Raw genomic sequence first — 14,504 nt, forward strand, 5'->3', positions numbered from 1 at the left:
GCCGTGCTCGATGCCGAGCGAGATGATCCCGAGGATCGACGCGGCGTTGACCGGGGTCGCGTCGCCCTTGGCGACGAGGACCTTCTGACCCGACTTCGCCGCGGCCTGGCTGAAGAGCGAGGCGGGGCGGGCGTGGAGGCCCTTCGACGATGCAACCTGCACGGTGCGCTCGACCATGAACGTTTCTCCTTGATCCTGCAGTCGCGACTGCATCAGTGGTGCCCGGAGTCGGGCTCGCCCGGACGGACCGGGCGGGTGGAGGAGTCCCCGTCCGCGCCTGCGACGACCGCGCGAGCGGCGAAGAGGACGGGCAGGGTCTCGAGCACGGCATCGGCACCGTGCGCTCCGAAGACATCGGGCGGGAGGAGGGCGGCCGCGGCTCCCACGAGCTCCGCACGGTGGCGGAGTCCGTCGAACTGCGACTCGAGGTGCGGCCCCACGAGGAGGACGTCGGCCTCGGGGAGGGAGTGGTCGAGACCGGTGAGGGTCTCGGAGCGGAACACGGCATCCATGCCGCGCTCCTTCGCGCCCGCTCGCAGCCGGTGGGCCAGGAACGTGCTCGACGCGCCTGCACCGCAGACGATCAGGATCTTCCGCACCTCGTTCGCCTCCTCGCGTCCGGGTCGTGATTCATCCAAGCATCCCCTCGGAGGGGCGGCACCCTCCAGCAGACAATCTTCCGCGGGGGCGGAAGACGGCCCCTTCCACCCGCGGCGCGGGGGCTCCCGGGCGCGTCGCCGGGGTGATTGACTGACGGGACGTACGACTCGCCGCCCGCGTCCTGCGGGCCCGCGGCAGGGTCGTGGCGCTCCCGGCGCCCGCCCCGACCGCACGCCTGGAGCCTGATGCCTGACAACCGCGAACGACTGCTGGAGTACCTCTCCCGCGCCGACGGCTGGGTGACGGCGCACGAGCTCGCCGACAGGCTCGGGGTCACCACCCGCAGCGTCCGGAGCTACGTCACCGCGGTGAAGGCGCAGGCCGCCCCGCTGGAACCGGTCGAGTCCTCCGCGAACGGCTACCGGCTCGCGCGCGAGGCGTACGCGGCCTACCTGGAGGCGCAGCGCAGCCGCGACGTCGAGCCCGACACACCGCGTGACCGGCTGTACAGCATCGTCCGACGCCTGGTCGACTCCGACGAGGGCCTGGACGTCTTCGCCCTCGCCGACGCGCTGTCGGTGAGCGAGTCGACCGTCGACGCCGATCTGCGCCGGGTGAAGGCCCTCGCCGACGAGGCCGGCCTCGGGCTGGTCCGGCGCGGCCCGTCGGTGCGCCTCGAGGGCAGCGAGGAGGCCCGCCGCCGCCTGATCTCGCGGATGTTCCGCGACGAGAGCGCGCAGGGCGTCTTCACGCTCGACGACGTCCAGCGCGAATTCGCCTCCCCCGGCCTCGGCGCCTTCAAGACCGAGCTGCTGGCCGAGCTCGAGACCCGCGGCTACTACATCAACGACTACGGCGTGAACAGCGTCCTCCTCCACATCGCGATCGCCGTCGACCGCGTCGCCCGGGGCATCGGGGACCCCTCCGGCTCCCGCCCCTCCCCCGCGATCCACGGCGAGCTCGCGGCCCTGCTGGCGGAGCTGGTGGAGCGGCACTTCGCGACGCGCCTGACCGACGCCGAGCTCGCCCAGCTCGCGATCCTGATGACGACGCGGGTGGCGACGCCCGGGCAGAACGAGCCGGTCGCCGCCGTGGTCGAGAACTACCTCGACCCGGAGGACCTCGCCGTCGTCCGCGAGCTCGTCGCCGACGTCAACCGCGAGTACCTGGTCGACCTCGACGACGAGGGCTTCATCGTCCGCCTCGCCCTGCACGTGCGGAACCTGATCGCCCGGGCCGCCGAGGGCGGCTACTCCCGCAACCCGCTCACCCGCTCGATCAAGACCAGCTACCCGATGACCTACGAGATCGCCGTGTTCCTGGCGAGCGGGCTGCAGCGCCGGCGGGGCGTCGTGGTCAACGAGGACGAGATCGCCTACATCGCCCTCCACGTCGGCTCGTTCCTCGAGCGGGTGTCCCGGCGGGAGGAGCGTCTGTCCTGCGTGATCGTCTGCCCCAACTACTACGACCTCGCTCACATGCTGCGCCTGCGCGTCGAGCGCTCGCTCGGCACCGAGGTGGAGGTGCGCTCGCTGATCACGCGGAGCGACGTCGACTGGGACCGGCTCACCGCCGACCTCGTGATCACCACGATCGACGAGCGCCCCGCGTCAGACGACGTCGTGGTCGTGCAGCCGTTCCTCACCGACCACGACGTCGAGACGGTGCGCCGGGCCATCGCCCGCGTCCGCCGGCACCGCCGCCGCGCGCAGATCAAGGACGAGCTGCTGCAGTTCTTCGACGAGGAGCTGTTCTTCCGCAACGTGCACGCGCGCGACGAGGCGGCGATGATCCGGATGCTGGGCGAGCGGATGATCGCCGGCGGCATCATCGACGAGGACTACGTCGACGGCGCCATCGAGCGCGAGCGGATGAGCTCCACGGCGTTCACCGACAACCTCGCGGTCCCGCACGCGATGGCGATGAGCGCCCACCGCACCTCCATCGCGATCGTCGTGAACGACACCGCGATGGAGTGGGGCGAGCAGCGGGTGAACGTGATCGCGATGATCGCGTTCGCCTCGGCCGGCCGCAGCACCTTCCAGTCGGTGTTCGACCAGTTCGTCGAGGTGTTCGCCGACCGGGCGGAGGTGCAGCGCCTCATCCGGCGCTCCACGGACTTCGGCGGCTTCATCGAGGAGCTGGTGCGGGTGATCGACAGCTGACTGTCCGCTCAGACAGGGATCGAGAGGGTGCTGTCGCCCTCTCGCGCCATCCCGCGCCCTGCGGGCGCCCGCCAGACCCGAGCCAGTCGCGAGAGGACGACAGCACCCTCCCTCCGCATCGGATCGGAGGAGCTCTGAGCTGGGGGCCTTTACGCGAAGGGCGTCGGCACGATCCCGTAGGGGGCGAGGCCGGCCGCGCCGCCGTCGGCGAGCGTGGTGACCCAGATGCCGTCGTGGTGCACGGCGACGGAGTGCTCCCAGTGGGCGGCCATGCTGCTGTCCTCGGTCGCGACCGTCCACTCGTCCTCGCGGACGAAGGTCTCGGCGCTGCCCGCGGTGACCATCGGCTCGATCGCGACGACGAGTCCCGGCTTCACCTCGGGGCCGCGCTGGCGCACCCGGTAGTTGAAGACCGGCGGAGCCTCGTGCATGGTGCGCCCGATGCCGTGGCCGATGTAGTCGGTGAGGATGCCGTAGACGCGGCCCGAGCGCTCGGCCTCGTCCTCGATGTACTCCTCGATCGCCGCGCCGACCTCGTTGAGATGGCGGGCGGAGGCGAGGGCGGCGATCCCCCGCCACAGGGATCCCTCGGTCACCCGCGAGAGCTCGGCGCGTGCCGCGACCTCCTCCGGGCGGGAGGGATCGGGCAGGACCACCGTCATCGCGGAGTCGCCGTTCCAGCCGTCGATCTCGGCGCCGCTGTCGATGGAGACCAGGTCGCCCGGCTCGAGCACGCGCCCGCCGGGGATGCCGTGGACCACCTCGTCGTTGACCGAGGCGCAGATCGTGTGCCGGTAGCCCGGGACGAGCTGGAAGTTCGAGTGGCCGCCGAGCGCGACGATCGCCGCCTCGGCGATCGCGTCGAGCTCGAGCGTGGTGACGCCCGGGCGGACCGCCGCGCGGACCGCGTCGAGCGAGGCGGCCGTGGCGAGGCCCGGAGCGAGCATCGACCGCAGCTGCGCGGGCGTCTTGTAGAGCGAGGAGCGGAACGCCACGGCTCAGGCGGCCGGGGTGTCGAGGCGGCCCACGCGGTGGCCCTCGAGGGCGACGACGATCCGCTCGGTCACCTCGTCGACCGGCCCGAGGCCGTCGACCACGACCACGAGCCCGCGGGCCGCGTAGACGTCGATGAGCGGCGCGGTCTGCTCCTCGTAGAGCGCGAGTCGGCGCCGGATGACGTCCTCGGTGTCGTCGCTGCGCCCCTGCTCGAGCGAGCGCTTGAGAAGGCGGCCGACGACCTCGTCGGGATCGGCCGTCAGCTGGACGACCGCGTCGAGCCGGTTGTCGTCCGCAGCGAGGATGCGGTCGAGCTCGTCGACCTGCTCCGTGGTGCGCGGGTAGCCGTCGAGAAGGAACCCGGTCGACGCGTCCGCCTCCTGGAGGCGGTCGTGCACGATCGCGTTGGTCAGCTCGTCCGGCACGTAGCGCCCGTTGTCGAGGTAGGCCTTCGCCTGGAGACCGAGCTCGGTCTCGTTGGCGACGTTCGCGCGGAAGATGTCCCCGGTCGAGATGGCGGGCACCCGGAGGATGTCGCTCAGCCGAGCGGCCTGGGTCCCCTTGCCTGCGCCCGGAGGGCCGATCAGCAGGAGACGGAAGCCAATCGGATGCGACGTCATCGGAGGAGTCCTTCGTAGTGGCGCTGCTGCAGCTGGGAGTCGATCTGCTTCACCGTCTCCAGGCCGACTCCGACGATGATCAGGATGGACGTGCCGCCGAAGGGGAAGTTCTGGTTCGCACCGACCAGCGCGAGGGCCACGAGGGGCACGAGCGCGATGAGGCCGAGGTAGACCGACCCGGGCAGCGTCACCCGGGTGAGCACGTAGTTGAGGTACTCGGCGGTCGGGCGGCCGGCGCGGATGCCGGGGATGAAGCCGCCGTAGCGCTTCATGTTGTCGGCGACCTCGTCCGGGTTGAAGGTGATCGCGACGTAGAAGTAGGTGAAGCCCACGATCAGGAGGAAGTACAGCGCCATGTAGAGCGGGTGATCGCCCTTGGTGAGGTAGTTCGTGATCCAGGTGACCCAGACCGGGGCCTCCTGGCCAGCGGCGGGCTGGTTGAACTGCGCGATGAGCGCGGGCAGGTACAGCAGCGACGAGGCGAAGATGACGGGCACGACGCCGGCCATGTTGACCTTGATCGGGATGTAGGTGTTGTTGCCGCCGTAGGTGCGGCGGCCGACCATCCGCTTGGCGTACTGCACGGGGATCCGCCGCTGAGACTGCTCCACGAAGACCACGGCGACCACGAGCACGAGGCCCACGCCGAGGACGAGGAGGAAGGTCTCGAAGCCGCGCGACTGCGCGATCGACCACAGGGAGGTGGGGAACTGGGCGGCGATCGAGGTGAAGATCAGCAGCGACATGCCGTTGCCGATGCCGCGCTCGGTGATGAGCTCGCCCATCCACATGATGATCCCGGTGCCCGCGGTCATGGTGATGACCATGAGGAGGATGGAGTACCACTCGTCGGTGATGATGAGCGCCGAGCACTCCGGGACACCGGAGTTGCCGAAGAGGGCGCCCGAGCGGGCGACGGTGATCAGCGTCGTCGACTGGAGGACGCCGAGCGCGATGGTGAGGTACCGCGTGTACTGGGTGAGCTTGCCCTGACCGGACTGCCCCTCCTTGTACAGGGTCTCGAAGTGAGGGATGACCACGCGCAGCAGCTGCACGATGATCGACGCCGTGATGTACGGCATGATCCCGAGCGCGAAGATCGACAGCTGGAGCAGTGCTCCACCGCTGAAGAGGTTCACGAGCTCGTAGAGACCCGAGGTGCCCTGGTTGCCGGCGAGACAGGCCTGCACGGCGCTGAAGTCGACGAACGGAGCAGGGATGAAGGATCCCAGCCGGAAGATCGCCACGATCGCGAGGGTGAAGCCGATCTTGCGGCGGAGGTCGGGGGTGCGGAAGATCCGCGCAACGGCGCCAAACACTACCTAAGGTCTCCTGCTCAATTCTGTGGTGCGGGATACAGGTCGAGCTTGCCACGCGCTCCCGGAGGGAGTCGGCGTGACAAGCTCGACCGACAAGCTGCTGGTGCTACTTGATGGATCCGCCCGCAGCGACGATCTTCTGCTCGGCAGAGCTGGAGACCTTGTCGACCGCGACGTTCAGCTTAACCGCAATGTCGCCGTCCCCGAGGACTTTGACCTTCTCGTTCTTGCGGACAGCACCCTTGGCGACCAGGTCGCCGATGGTGACGTCGCCGCCCTGGGGGTAGAGCTCCGCGAGAGCGGACAGGTTCACGACCTGATACTCGACCCGGAACGGGTTCTTGAAGCCGCGCAGCTTCGGGGTGCGCATGTGCAGCGGCATCTGCCCACCCTCGAAGCCGACTCGCACCTGGTAGCGGGCCTTGGTGCCCTTGGTGCCGCGACCGGCGGTCTTTCCCTTGGAGCCCTCACCGCGACCCACGCGGGTCTTGGCCTTCTTGGCTCCGGCAGCGGGGCGGAGGTGGTGGACCTTGAGCACGTGCTCCTTGGTCGCCGGCGCCGCCGCGCCCTTCGTGGTGGTCGCCTGCGCGGGAGTCGTGGACTCCGCGGCGGCGGCCTTCTTCGTCTCAGCCATTAGTCAATCTCCTCGACCTTCACCAGGTGGGCGACGGTCTTCACGTATCCGCGGTTCTGGGCGTTGTCCTCGCGGACGACGCTCTGACCGATCTTCCTGAGGCCGAGCGAGCGCAGCGTGTCGCGCTGGTACTGCTTCTCGCTGACCTTCGACTTGATCTGGGTCACCTTGAGCTGGGCCATCAGGCACCTGCCTTCGCGTTGGACGCGGCGGCGAGGGCGTCGGCCTCGGCACGGACGAGACGTGCCGGCGCGACCTGGTCGAAGTCGAGACCACGACGAGCGGCGACGGCGCGCGGCTCCTCGAGCTGCTTCAGAGCCTCGACGGTCGCGTGGACGATGTTGATGGTGTTCGACGAGCCGAGCGACTTGCTCAGGACGTCGTGGATGCCGGCGCACTCGAGGACGGCGCGGACGGGACCGCCGGCGATGACACCGGTACCCGCGGCGGCGGGGCGCAGGAGCACCACACCGGCGGCGGCCTCACCCTGGACGGGGTGCGGGATGGTCGAGGCGACGCGGGGGACGCGGAAGAAGTTCTTCTTCGCCTCCTCGACGCCCTTGGAGATGGCGGTCGGGACCTCGCGGGCCTTGCCGTAGCCGACGCCCACCAGTCCGTTGCCGTCTCCGACGACCACGAGCGCGGTGAAGCTGAAGCGACGGCCGCCCTTGACGACCTTCGACACGCGGTTGATGGTCACGACGCGCTCGAGGAACTGGCTCTTCTCGGCGTCACGGCCACCGCGGTCGCGGCCACCCTGGTTGCGGTCGCGGCCGCCGCGGCGGGGCTCACGAGCCTCCTGCTGCGGCTGCGTGGACGCAGCGGTCTCGACGGGGGCCTCCGACACAGCGGCGACCTCGGGTTCCTTGTTCTCTGCGGCGCTCACAGGTTGAGCCCTGCCTCTCGTGCTCCATCGGCGATCGCGGCGACGCGACCGGCGTACTTGTTGCCTCCGCGGTCGAAGACGACCGCCTCGACACCGGCGTTCTTGGCGCGCTCGGCGACGAGCTCGCCGACCTTGCGGGCCTTGGCGGTCTTGTCGCCGTCGAACACGCGCAGGTCGGCCTCGAGGGTCGACGCCGACGCGAGGGTGCGGCCCTGAGCGTCGTCGACGACCTGCACGAAGACGTGGCGGGCCGAGCGGTTGACGACGAGGCGGGGGCGCTCGGCGGATCCGACGACCTTCTTGCGCAGACGGTCGTGACGACGACCGCGCGCAGCGGACTTGCTCTTTCCTCTGGTTCCGAGTCCCATGATCACTTACCGCTCTTTCCGGCCTTGCGGCGAACGACCTCGCCGGCGTAGCGCACGCCCTTGCCCTTGTAGGGCTCGGGCTTGCGGATCTTACGAATGTTGGCGGCCACCTCACCGACGGCCTGCTTCGAGATGCCGTGCACGGTGAGCTTGTTGTTGCCCTCGACCGTGAACGAGATGCCCGCGGGCGGGGTGACGACGACCGGGTGCGAGAAGCCGAGCGCGAACTCGATGTCCGAGCCCTTCGCCAGCACGCGGTAACCGGTTCCGACGACCTCGAGGCCCTTGGAGTAGCCCTGCGTGACACCGATGATGTCGTTCGCGATGAGCGTGCGGGTGAGGCCGTGGAGCGAGCGCGACTCGCGCTCGTCATCGGGACGCGAGACCAGCACCTGGCCGTTCTCGACGGACACCTGGATGGGGCTGGCGACCGAGACGGTCAGCTCGCCCTTGGGGCCCTTGACGGTCACAGCGGATCCGGCGACGGAGACGTCGACGCCCGCCGGGATCTCGATGGGGAGTCTTCCAATACGCGACATGAGGGGTTACCACACGTAGGCGAGGACTTCCCCACCCACGCCCTTCTTCTCGGCCTGGCGGTCGGTCAGGAGACCGCTCGAGGTGGACAGGATGGCGACGCCGAGGCCGCCGAGCACGGTGGGGATCTCGGCCGACTTCGCGTACACGCGGAGTCCGGGCTTCGAGACCCGCTTGATGCCGGCGATCGAGCGCTCGCGGTTCGGGCCGTACTTGAGGGAGATGGAGAGCGTCGTGCCGACGCGCGCCTCCTCGACCTTCCAGTCGGCGATGTAGCCCTCGGTCTTGAGGATCTCGGCGATGTTCGCCTTGAGCTTCGAGCCCGGGAGGGTGATGGAGTCGTGGTGCGCGGAGTTCGCGTTACGGATTCTGGTCAGCAGATCTGCGACCGGATCAGTCATGGTCATGGCTGATGGTGCCTTTCTCGCCTGGTTTCGGCACCCGTTACAAGAGTGACGACCTGTGGTGTGGGACGGCGCCGACGACGTCGACGCCCATGCGGCCGCGCGAACGCAGGCCAACGAGCCATGCTACATGGCCGAGGTCCTGCGGTCGAGGGCCGATCGTGCACGGGATCCGGGGATCCCGCGTGGCGCCCGCCGCCGGCTCCGGACGGACCGGTCCGGCGGCGGACGCACGACGAGGCCGGAGGGCGGTTCTCACCGTCCCCCGGCCTCGAGGCTTGCTGCTTACGCGTTGTCCGACGACTTGAACGGGAAGCCGAGCTGCTTGAGCAGCGCGCGACCCTCGTCGTCGGTCTTGGCGGTGGTCACGACGGTCACGTCGAAGCCGCGGACGCGGTCGATGCGGTCCTGGTCGATCTCGTGGAAGATCGACTGCTCCGTGATGCCGAAGGTGTAGTTGCCGTTGCCGTCGAACTGGCGGTCCGACAGCCCGCGGAAGTCGCGGATGCGGGGCAGCGCCACCGAGAGCAGGCGGTCCAGGAACTCCCAGGCGCGGTCGCCCCGGAGGGTGACGTGAGCGCCGATGGCCTGACCCTCGCGCAGCTTGAACTGCGCGATGGACTTGCGGGCCTTGGTGACCTGCGGCTTCTGACCGGTGATGGCGGTGAGGTCCTTGACCGCGCCGTCGATGATCTTGCCGTCGCGGGCGGCCTCACCGACACCGGTGTTGACGACGACCTTGACCAGGCCGGGGACCTGGTGGACGTTGCCGAAGCCGAACTGCTCCTTGAGAGCGGGGATGATGTCGGCCTGGTACTTGGCCTTGAGCCGCGGCTGAACCTTCGCAGCCACTGCGGTGGTGTCAGTCATTACAGTTCCTCACCCGACGCCTTCGCGTAGCGCACGCGAACGGTCTTGGTCACGCCGTCCTTGGTGACGGCCACGTTGCGGTGGCCGACCCGGGTCGGCTTCTTGGTCTTCGGGTCGACGAGCGCGACGTTGGAGATGTGGATCGAGGCCTCGACGGTCTCGATGCCGCCCTCCTTCGAGCCGCGCTGCGTCTGGCCGACGCGGACGTGCTTCTTGACGAAGTTCACGCCCTCGACGACGACGCGGTTGCGCTCGACCAGCACCTCGAGGACCTTGCCCTGCTTGCCGCGGTCTCCACCGCGGGCCTGGGTAGCGCCCGAGATGACCTGGACGAGGTCACCCTTCTTGATCTTGGCCATGACTAGATAACCTCCGGTGCCAGCGAGACGATCTTCATGAACTTCTTGTCGCGGAGCTCGCGACCGACCGGTCCGAAGATGCGGGTGCCACGGGGGTCCCCGTCGTTCTTGAGGATGACGGCGGCGTTCTCGTCGAACTTGATGTACGAGCCGTCGGCGCGACGGGTCTGCTTGATGGTGCGGACGATGACGGCCTTGACCACGTCGCCCTTCTTCACGTTGCCACCGGGGATCGCGTCCTTGACGGTGGCGACGATGATGTCACCGAGGCCCGCGTAGCGGCGGCCGGAGCCTCCGAGGACGCGGATGGTGAGGAGCATCTTGGCGCCGGTGTTGTCGGCGACCTTGACTCGGGATTCTTGCTGAAGCATGTGTCTCTCCTGCTAACTCAAGTAGGCCGCGGCCTACTTGGCCTTCTCGAGGATCTCGACCAGGCGCCAGCGCTTGGTGGCGCTGAGGGGACGGGTCTCGCTGATGACGACGGAGTCGCCGATGCCGGCGGAGTTCAGCTCGTCGTGGACCTTGACCTTGGACGTACGGCGGATGACCTTGCCGTACAGAGGGTGCTTCACCCGGTCCTCGACCTCGACGACGATGGTCTTGTCCATCTTGTCGCTGGTGACGTAGCCGCGACGGGTCTTGCGGTATCCGCGAGCGCCCGCCTCCTTCACGTCGTGGGCGGCCGACTCGTGGCCGGCGCTGTCATTGACGGTTGCCATTACTTGGCCTCCTCGTTCGACTCGGTCGCCTCGACCTCGGCCTTGGCGGCCTTCTTGGTCTTGGGCTTCTTCTCCGCCTTGGCCGGGGCCTCGACGGGTGCGGGGGTGGCGCGGATGCCCAGCTCGCGCTCACGGATGACCGTGTAGATGCGGGCGATGTCGCGCTTGACGGCACGCAGGCGGCCGTTGGTGTCCAGCTGACCGGTGGCCGACTGGAAGCGGAGGTTGAACAGCTCCTCCTTGGCCTTCTTCAGCTCGGTGACGAGACGCTCGTCCTCGTAGGTGTCGAGCTCGGCGGGGGCGAGCTCCTTGGATCCGATCGCCATTACGCGTCTCCCTCCTCGCGCTTGATGATGCGTGCCTTGAGGGGCAGCTTGTGGATGGCACGGGTCATGGCCTCACGAGCGAGCTGCTCGTCGACGCCGGCGACCTCGAAGAGGACGCGACCCGGCTTGACGTTCGCGACCCACCACTCCGGCGAGCCTTTACCGGAACCCATGCGGGTCTCGGCGGGCTTCTTGGTGAGCGGACGGTCGGGGTAGATGTTGATCCACACCTTTCCGCCGCGCTTGATGTGACGCGTCATCGCGATACGAGCGGACTCGATCTGACGGTTGGTCACGTAGGCGGGGGTGAGGGCCTGGATGCCGAACTCACCGAACGACACCTTGGTGCCACCGGTGGCCTGGCCGGACCGGCCCGGGTGGTGCTGCTTGCGGTGCTTGACTCGACGCGGAATCAACATGGTTATGCCTCAACTCCTGCTGCGACGGGCGCCTCGCTCTGCTGGCGGGGTGCACGGCGCGGACGGTCGCTGCGCTCGGGGCGCGACGACTTGCTGTTCGCCTGCTCGCGGGCGAGCTCCTTGTTGGTGATGTCGCCCTTGTAGATCCAGACCTTCACGCCGATGCGGCCGAAGGTGGTCTTCGCCTCGTAGAAGCCGTAGTCGATGTTCGCGCGGAGGGTGTGCAGCGGCACGCGTCCCTCGCGGTAGAACTCCGAGCGGCTCATCTCGGCGCCGCCGAGGCGGCCGGAGACCTGGATGCGGACGCCCTTGGCGCCGGCGCGCTGAGCACCCTGCAGGCCCTTGCGCATCGCGCGGCGGAAGGCCACGCGGGCGGAGAGCTGCTCGGCGATGCCCTGGGCGACCAGCTGAGCCTCGGCCTCGGGGTTCTTGACCTCGAGGATGTTGAGCTGGATCTGCTTGCCCGTGAGCTTCTCGAGGTCGGCGCGGATGCGCTCGGCCTCGGCGCCGCGGCGGCCGATCACGATGCCCGGGCGGGCGGTGTGGATGTCGACGCGGACGCGGTCACGGGTGCGCTCGATCTCGATGCGGGCGACGCCCGCACGGTCGAGCTGCGTGGCGAGGAGTCGGCGGATCTTGACGTCCTCGGCGAGGTAGTCGCTGTACCGCTGGCCCTTCTTGGTGCTGTCGGAGAACCAGCGCGACACGTGGTCGGTGGTGATTCCCAGACGGAAACCGTAGGGGTTTACTTTCTGACCCATTACTTGGTCCCCTCCTCAGGAGTGGCCAGCACGACGGTGATGTGGCTGGTGCGCTTGTTGATGCGGAAGGCACGACCCTGAGCACGGGGCTGGAATCGCTTGAGGGTGGTTCCCTCATCGACGAAGGCGCGGGACACGATCAGGTCCTGGTCGTCGAGGTACTCGTTCGAGGCATCGGCCTTGACGCGAGCGTTGGCCATCGCCGAGGCGACGAGCTTGTAGACGGGCTCGGACGCACCCTGCGGCGCGAACTTCAGGATGGCCAGTGCCTCCTGAGCCTGCTTCCCGCGGATCAGGTTCACGACACGGCGAGCCTTCTGGGGGGTGACGCGGATGTGTCGCACGCGTGCGATCGACTCCACCATTTCTCTCCTCCTTCTCGTCGCCGCGTCAGCGGCGACGGCCCTTCTTGTCGTCCTTCTCGTGACCGCGGAAGGTCCGAGTGGGGGCGAACTCGCCGAGCTTGTGGCCGACCATGGTCTCGGTCACGAACACGGGGATGTGCTTGCGACCGTCGTGGACCGCGATGGTGTGACCCAGCATCGCCGGGATGATCATCGAACGGCGCGACCAGGTCTTGATGACGTTCTTGTTGCCGGCTTCGTTGGCCGTGAACACCTTGCGGAGCAGGTGGTCGTCAACGAAGGGGCCCTTCTTGAGACTGCGAGGCATCTTCTACAACTCCTACTTGCGCTTCTTACCGGCGGTGCGGCGGCGAACGATGAGCTTGTCGCTCTCCTTGTTGGGGCGACGGGTGCGTCCCTCGGACTGACCCCACGGGCTGACCGGGTGGCGTCCACCGGAGGTCTTGCCCTCTCCACCACCGTGCGGGTGGTCGACCGGGTTCATCGCGACACCGCGGACGGTCGGGCGGACGCCCTTCCAGCGCATGCGGCCGGCCTTGCCCCAGTTGATGTTCGACTGCTCGGCGTTGCCGACCTCGCCGATCGTGGCGCGGCAGCGCGCATCGACGTTGCGGATCTCGCCCGACGGCAGGCGGAGCTGCGCGTAGGGGCCGTCCTTGGCGACGAGGCGGACCGAGGTGCCGGCCGAGCGGGCGAGCTTGGCGCCGCCTCCCGGCTTGATCTCGATGGCGTGGATGACCGTACCGGTCGGGATGTTGCGCAGCGGCAGGTTGTTGCCGGGCTTGATGTCGGCGCCGGCGCCCGACTCCACGACGTCGCCCTGCGAGAGCTTGTTCGGGGCCAGGATGTAGCGCTTGGTGCCGTCCACGAAGTGGAGCAGCGCGATGCGCGCCGTGCGGTTGGGGTCGTACTCGATGTGAGCGACCTTGGCGTTGACGCCGTCCTTGTCGTTGCGACGGAAGTCGATCAGACGGTACTGGCGCTTGTGGCCACCACCGATGTGACGCGTCGTGATGCGGCCGGAGTTGTTGCGGCCACCGGTCTTGGACAGCGGGCGCAGGAGCGACTTCTCGGGCGTCGAGCGGGTGATCTCGGCGAAGTCGGCAACGCTGGAGCCGCGGCGACCGGGGGTCGTGGGCTTGTACTTACGAATAGCCATTGTCTGTTTCCTCTACGCTTCTTCGGCTCAGCCGACGCTCGTGAAGATGTCGATGGAGCCGGACTTCAGCGTGACGATCGCGCGCTTGGTGTCCTTGCGCTTGCCGGTGCCGAACTTCGTGCGGCGGGTCTTGCCCTGGCGGTTCAGCGTGTTGATCGACGCGACCTCGACGCCGAAGATCTTCTCGATGGCGAGCTTGATCTCGGTCTTGTTCGAACGCGGGTCGACCACGAAGGTGTACTTGCCCTCGTCGATCAGGCCGTAGGACTTCTCCGAGACCACCGGGGAGATGATGACGTCGCGGGGGTCCTTGTTGAACGCGGCGGACTGGCTCATGCGTTCACCTCTTCCTTGTTGGACTCGACGCCCGACTTGGCCGCGATGAACGCGTCGAGCGCGCCCTTCGAGAACACGATGTCGTCGGAGACGAGCACGTCGTACGCGTTGAGCTGGTCGGCCGGCAGGATGTGCACGAACGGCACGTTGCGGAGCGAGAGCTCGGCGATGTAGTCGTCGCGCTCGAGCACCACGAGGACGTTGCGCGACACCGAGAGGGCGTCGAGCAGGACGAGGACGTCCTTGGTCCGGGGGGTGTCGCCGAGGGCGAGGGACTCGACCACGTGGATGCGGGCACCGCGGGCGCGGTCCGAGAGAGCGCCGAGCAGAGCCGCGGCGATCATCTTCTTGGGGGTGCGCTGCGCGTAGCTGCGGGGGGTCGGTCCGTGGACCACGCCACCGCCGGTCATGTGCGGGGCGCGGATCGAGCCCTGACGAGCGCGACCGGTTCCCTTCTGCTTGAACGGCTTGCGACCGGCTCCGGAGACCTCACCGCGGTTCTTCGTCTTGTGGGTTCCCTGGCGCGCCGCGGCGAGCTGGGCCACGACGACCTGGTGGATGAGGGGGATGTTGGTCTGGACGTCGAAGAGCGCGGCGGGGAGCTCGACCGAGCCCGCCTTCTGGCCCTTGACGTCGATGATGTCGACAGAGGTAGCCATGG

24 protein-coding genes are annotated in these 14,504 nt (G+C 68.4%); 1 reads left to right on the plus strand and 23 read right to left on the minus strand.

Annotation, left to right across the window (positions count from 1 at the left end; genetic code table 11):
• Together C5C35_RS12225 and C5C35_RS12230 are read right to left on the minus strand one after the other, a co-directional pair.
• Positions 1–177: HPr family phosphocarrier protein (locus C5C35_RS12225; RefSeq protein ID WP_104255706.1), on the minus strand; the 177-nt coding region annotated here is incomplete at its 3' end.
• 35 nt (positions 178–212) lie between these two features.
• The gene (locus C5C35_RS12230; RefSeq protein ID WP_181065531.1) at positions 213–638 is read right to left on the minus strand and encodes a PTS sugar transporter subunit IIB; all 426 of its coding nucleotides are present in this window, start codon (positions 636–638) and stop codon (positions 213–215) included.
• A gap of 207 nt (positions 639–845) precedes the next feature.
• Here C5C35_RS12230 and C5C35_RS12235 point away from each other — a divergent pair, with 207 nt between their 5' ends.
• The gene (locus C5C35_RS12235) at positions 846–2,765 is read left to right on the plus strand and encodes a BglG family transcription antiterminator (protein ID WP_104263203.1); all 1,920 of its coding nucleotides are present in this window, start codon (positions 846–848) and stop codon (positions 2,763–2,765) included.
• A gap of 149 nt (positions 2,766–2,914) precedes the next feature.
• On the opposite strand, the gene map is transcribed toward C5C35_RS12235, so the two are convergent.
• From map to rplD, 21 genes are all read right to left on the minus strand, one after another.
• Positions 2,915–3,760 (minus strand): type I methionyl aminopeptidase, encoded by an 846-nt coding sequence (gene map / locus C5C35_RS12240; protein WP_104226753.1) that lies wholly within the window; start codon positions 3,758–3,760, stop codon positions 2,915–2,917.
• Between the two features lie 3 nt (positions 3,761–3,763).
• The gene (locus C5C35_RS12245) at positions 3,764–4,381 is read right to left on the minus strand and encodes an adenylate kinase (protein ID WP_181028829.1); all 618 of its coding nucleotides are present in this window, start codon (positions 4,379–4,381) and stop codon (positions 3,764–3,766) included.
• Positions 4,378–5,700 carry a preprotein translocase subunit SecY gene (gene secY / locus C5C35_RS12250; protein ID WP_104224557.1) on the minus strand — a complete coding sequence of 441 codons (1,323 nt, stop codon included), beginning with the start codon at positions 5,698–5,700 and terminating at the stop codon, positions 4,378–4,380. The genes C5C35_RS12245 and secY overlap by 4 nt, the downstream gene beginning before the upstream one ends.
• 106 nt (positions 5,701–5,806) lie before the next feature.
• The gene (gene rplO / locus C5C35_RS12255; protein WP_104226755.1) at positions 5,807–6,334 is read right to left on the minus strand and encodes a 50S ribosomal protein L15; all 528 of its coding nucleotides are present in this window, start codon (positions 6,332–6,334) and stop codon (positions 5,807–5,809) included.
• Complete coding sequence (gene rpmD / locus C5C35_RS12260; RefSeq protein WP_181024623.1) at positions 6,334–6,516, minus strand: 50S ribosomal protein L30; 183 nt, start codon at positions 6,514–6,516, stop codon at positions 6,334–6,336. Before rpmD ends, rplO begins: the two co-directional genes overlap by 1 nt.
• Positions 6,516–7,220: a 30S ribosomal protein S5 gene (rpsE, locus tag C5C35_RS12265; protein ID WP_104224559.1), complete on the minus strand. Its 705-nt coding sequence runs from the start codon at positions 7,218–7,220 to the stop codon at positions 6,516–6,518. The genes rpmD and rpsE overlap by 1 nt, the downstream gene beginning before the upstream one ends.
• Positions 7,217–7,588 (minus strand): 50S ribosomal protein L18, encoded by a 372-nt coding sequence (rplR, locus tag C5C35_RS12270; RefSeq protein WP_056037296.1) that lies wholly within the window; start codon positions 7,586–7,588, stop codon positions 7,217–7,219. The genes rpsE and rplR overlap by 4 nt, the downstream gene beginning before the upstream one ends.
• Before the next feature lie 2 nt (positions 7,589–7,590).
• A complete protein-coding gene (gene rplF, locus C5C35_RS12275) occupies positions 7,591–8,127 on the minus strand; it encodes a 50S ribosomal protein L6 (protein WP_104224560.1) in 537 nt (178 codons plus the stop codon).
• A gap of 6 nt (positions 8,128–8,133) precedes the next feature.
• On the minus strand, positions 8,134–8,532 hold the full coding sequence (gene rpsH, locus C5C35_RS12280; protein WP_068209423.1) for a 30S ribosomal protein S8: 399 nt from the start codon (positions 8,530–8,532) through the stop codon (positions 8,134–8,136).
• 282 nt (positions 8,533–8,814) lie between these two features.
• Positions 8,815–9,399, minus strand: a complete 585-nt coding sequence (rplE, locus tag C5C35_RS12285; RefSeq protein WP_068209425.1) for a 50S ribosomal protein L5 — start codon at positions 9,397–9,399, stop codon at positions 8,815–8,817.
• Positions 9,399–9,758 (minus strand): 50S ribosomal protein L24, encoded by a 360-nt coding sequence (gene rplX / locus C5C35_RS12290; RefSeq protein WP_104224561.1) that lies wholly within the window; start codon positions 9,756–9,758, stop codon positions 9,399–9,401. Before rplX ends, rplE begins: the two co-directional genes overlap by 1 nt.
• Positions 9,759–9,760: 2 nt before the next feature.
• Positions 9,761–10,129 carry a 50S ribosomal protein L14 gene (rplN, locus tag C5C35_RS12295; protein WP_104224562.1) on the minus strand — a complete coding sequence of 123 codons (369 nt, stop codon included), beginning with the start codon at positions 10,127–10,129 and terminating at the stop codon, positions 9,761–9,763.
• Positions 10,130–10,162: 33 nt separating this feature from the next.
• Positions 10,163–10,477, minus strand: a complete 315-nt coding sequence (gene rpsQ, locus C5C35_RS12300) for a 30S ribosomal protein S17 (RefSeq protein ID WP_104224563.1) — start codon at positions 10,475–10,477, stop codon at positions 10,163–10,165.
• Positions 10,477–10,803 carry a 50S ribosomal protein L29 gene (gene rpmC / locus C5C35_RS12305; protein WP_104224564.1) on the minus strand — a complete coding sequence of 109 codons (327 nt, stop codon included), beginning with the start codon at positions 10,801–10,803 and terminating at the stop codon, positions 10,477–10,479. Before rpmC ends, rpsQ begins: the two co-directional genes overlap by 1 nt.
• Entirely contained in the window at positions 10,803–11,222 is a 420-nt protein-coding gene (gene rplP / locus C5C35_RS12310) for a 50S ribosomal protein L16 (protein ID WP_068209436.1), read from the minus strand. The genes rpmC and rplP overlap by 1 nt, the downstream gene beginning before the upstream one ends.
• 2 nt (positions 11,223–11,224) lie before the next feature.
• Entirely contained in the window at positions 11,225–11,983 is a 759-nt protein-coding gene (gene rpsC / locus C5C35_RS12315) for a 30S ribosomal protein S3 (RefSeq protein WP_068209439.1), read from the minus strand.
• On the minus strand, positions 11,983–12,348 hold the full coding sequence (rplV, locus tag C5C35_RS12320; protein WP_077221988.1) for a 50S ribosomal protein L22: 366 nt from the start codon (positions 12,346–12,348) through the stop codon (positions 11,983–11,985). The genes rpsC and rplV overlap by 1 nt, the downstream gene beginning before the upstream one ends.
• A 25-nt stretch (positions 12,349–12,373) precedes the next feature.
• Positions 12,374–12,655, minus strand: a complete 282-nt coding sequence (gene rpsS / locus C5C35_RS12325) for a 30S ribosomal protein S19 (RefSeq protein WP_055787078.1) — start codon at positions 12,653–12,655, stop codon at positions 12,374–12,376.
• A gap of 12 nt (positions 12,656–12,667) precedes the next feature.
• Positions 12,668–13,507 (minus strand): 50S ribosomal protein L2, encoded by an 840-nt coding sequence (gene rplB, locus C5C35_RS12330; RefSeq protein WP_068251462.1) that lies wholly within the window; start codon positions 13,505–13,507, stop codon positions 12,668–12,670.
• 27 nt (positions 13,508–13,534) lie between these two features.
• The gene (gene rplW / locus C5C35_RS12335; protein ID WP_068209445.1) at positions 13,535–13,843 is read right to left on the minus strand and encodes a 50S ribosomal protein L23; all 309 of its coding nucleotides are present in this window, start codon (positions 13,841–13,843) and stop codon (positions 13,535–13,537) included.
• Complete coding sequence (gene rplD, locus C5C35_RS12340; RefSeq protein WP_104224565.1) at positions 13,840–14,502, minus strand: 50S ribosomal protein L4; 663 nt, start codon at positions 14,500–14,502, stop codon at positions 13,840–13,842. The genes rplW and rplD overlap by 4 nt, the downstream gene beginning before the upstream one ends.
• Positions 14,503–14,504 lie beyond the last annotated feature (2 nt).

It is taken from the genome of Rathayibacter sp. AY1F8, assembly GCF_002932165.1.
Classification (GTDB): Bacteria; Actinomycetota; Actinomycetes; order Actinomycetales; family Microbacteriaceae; genus Rathayibacter.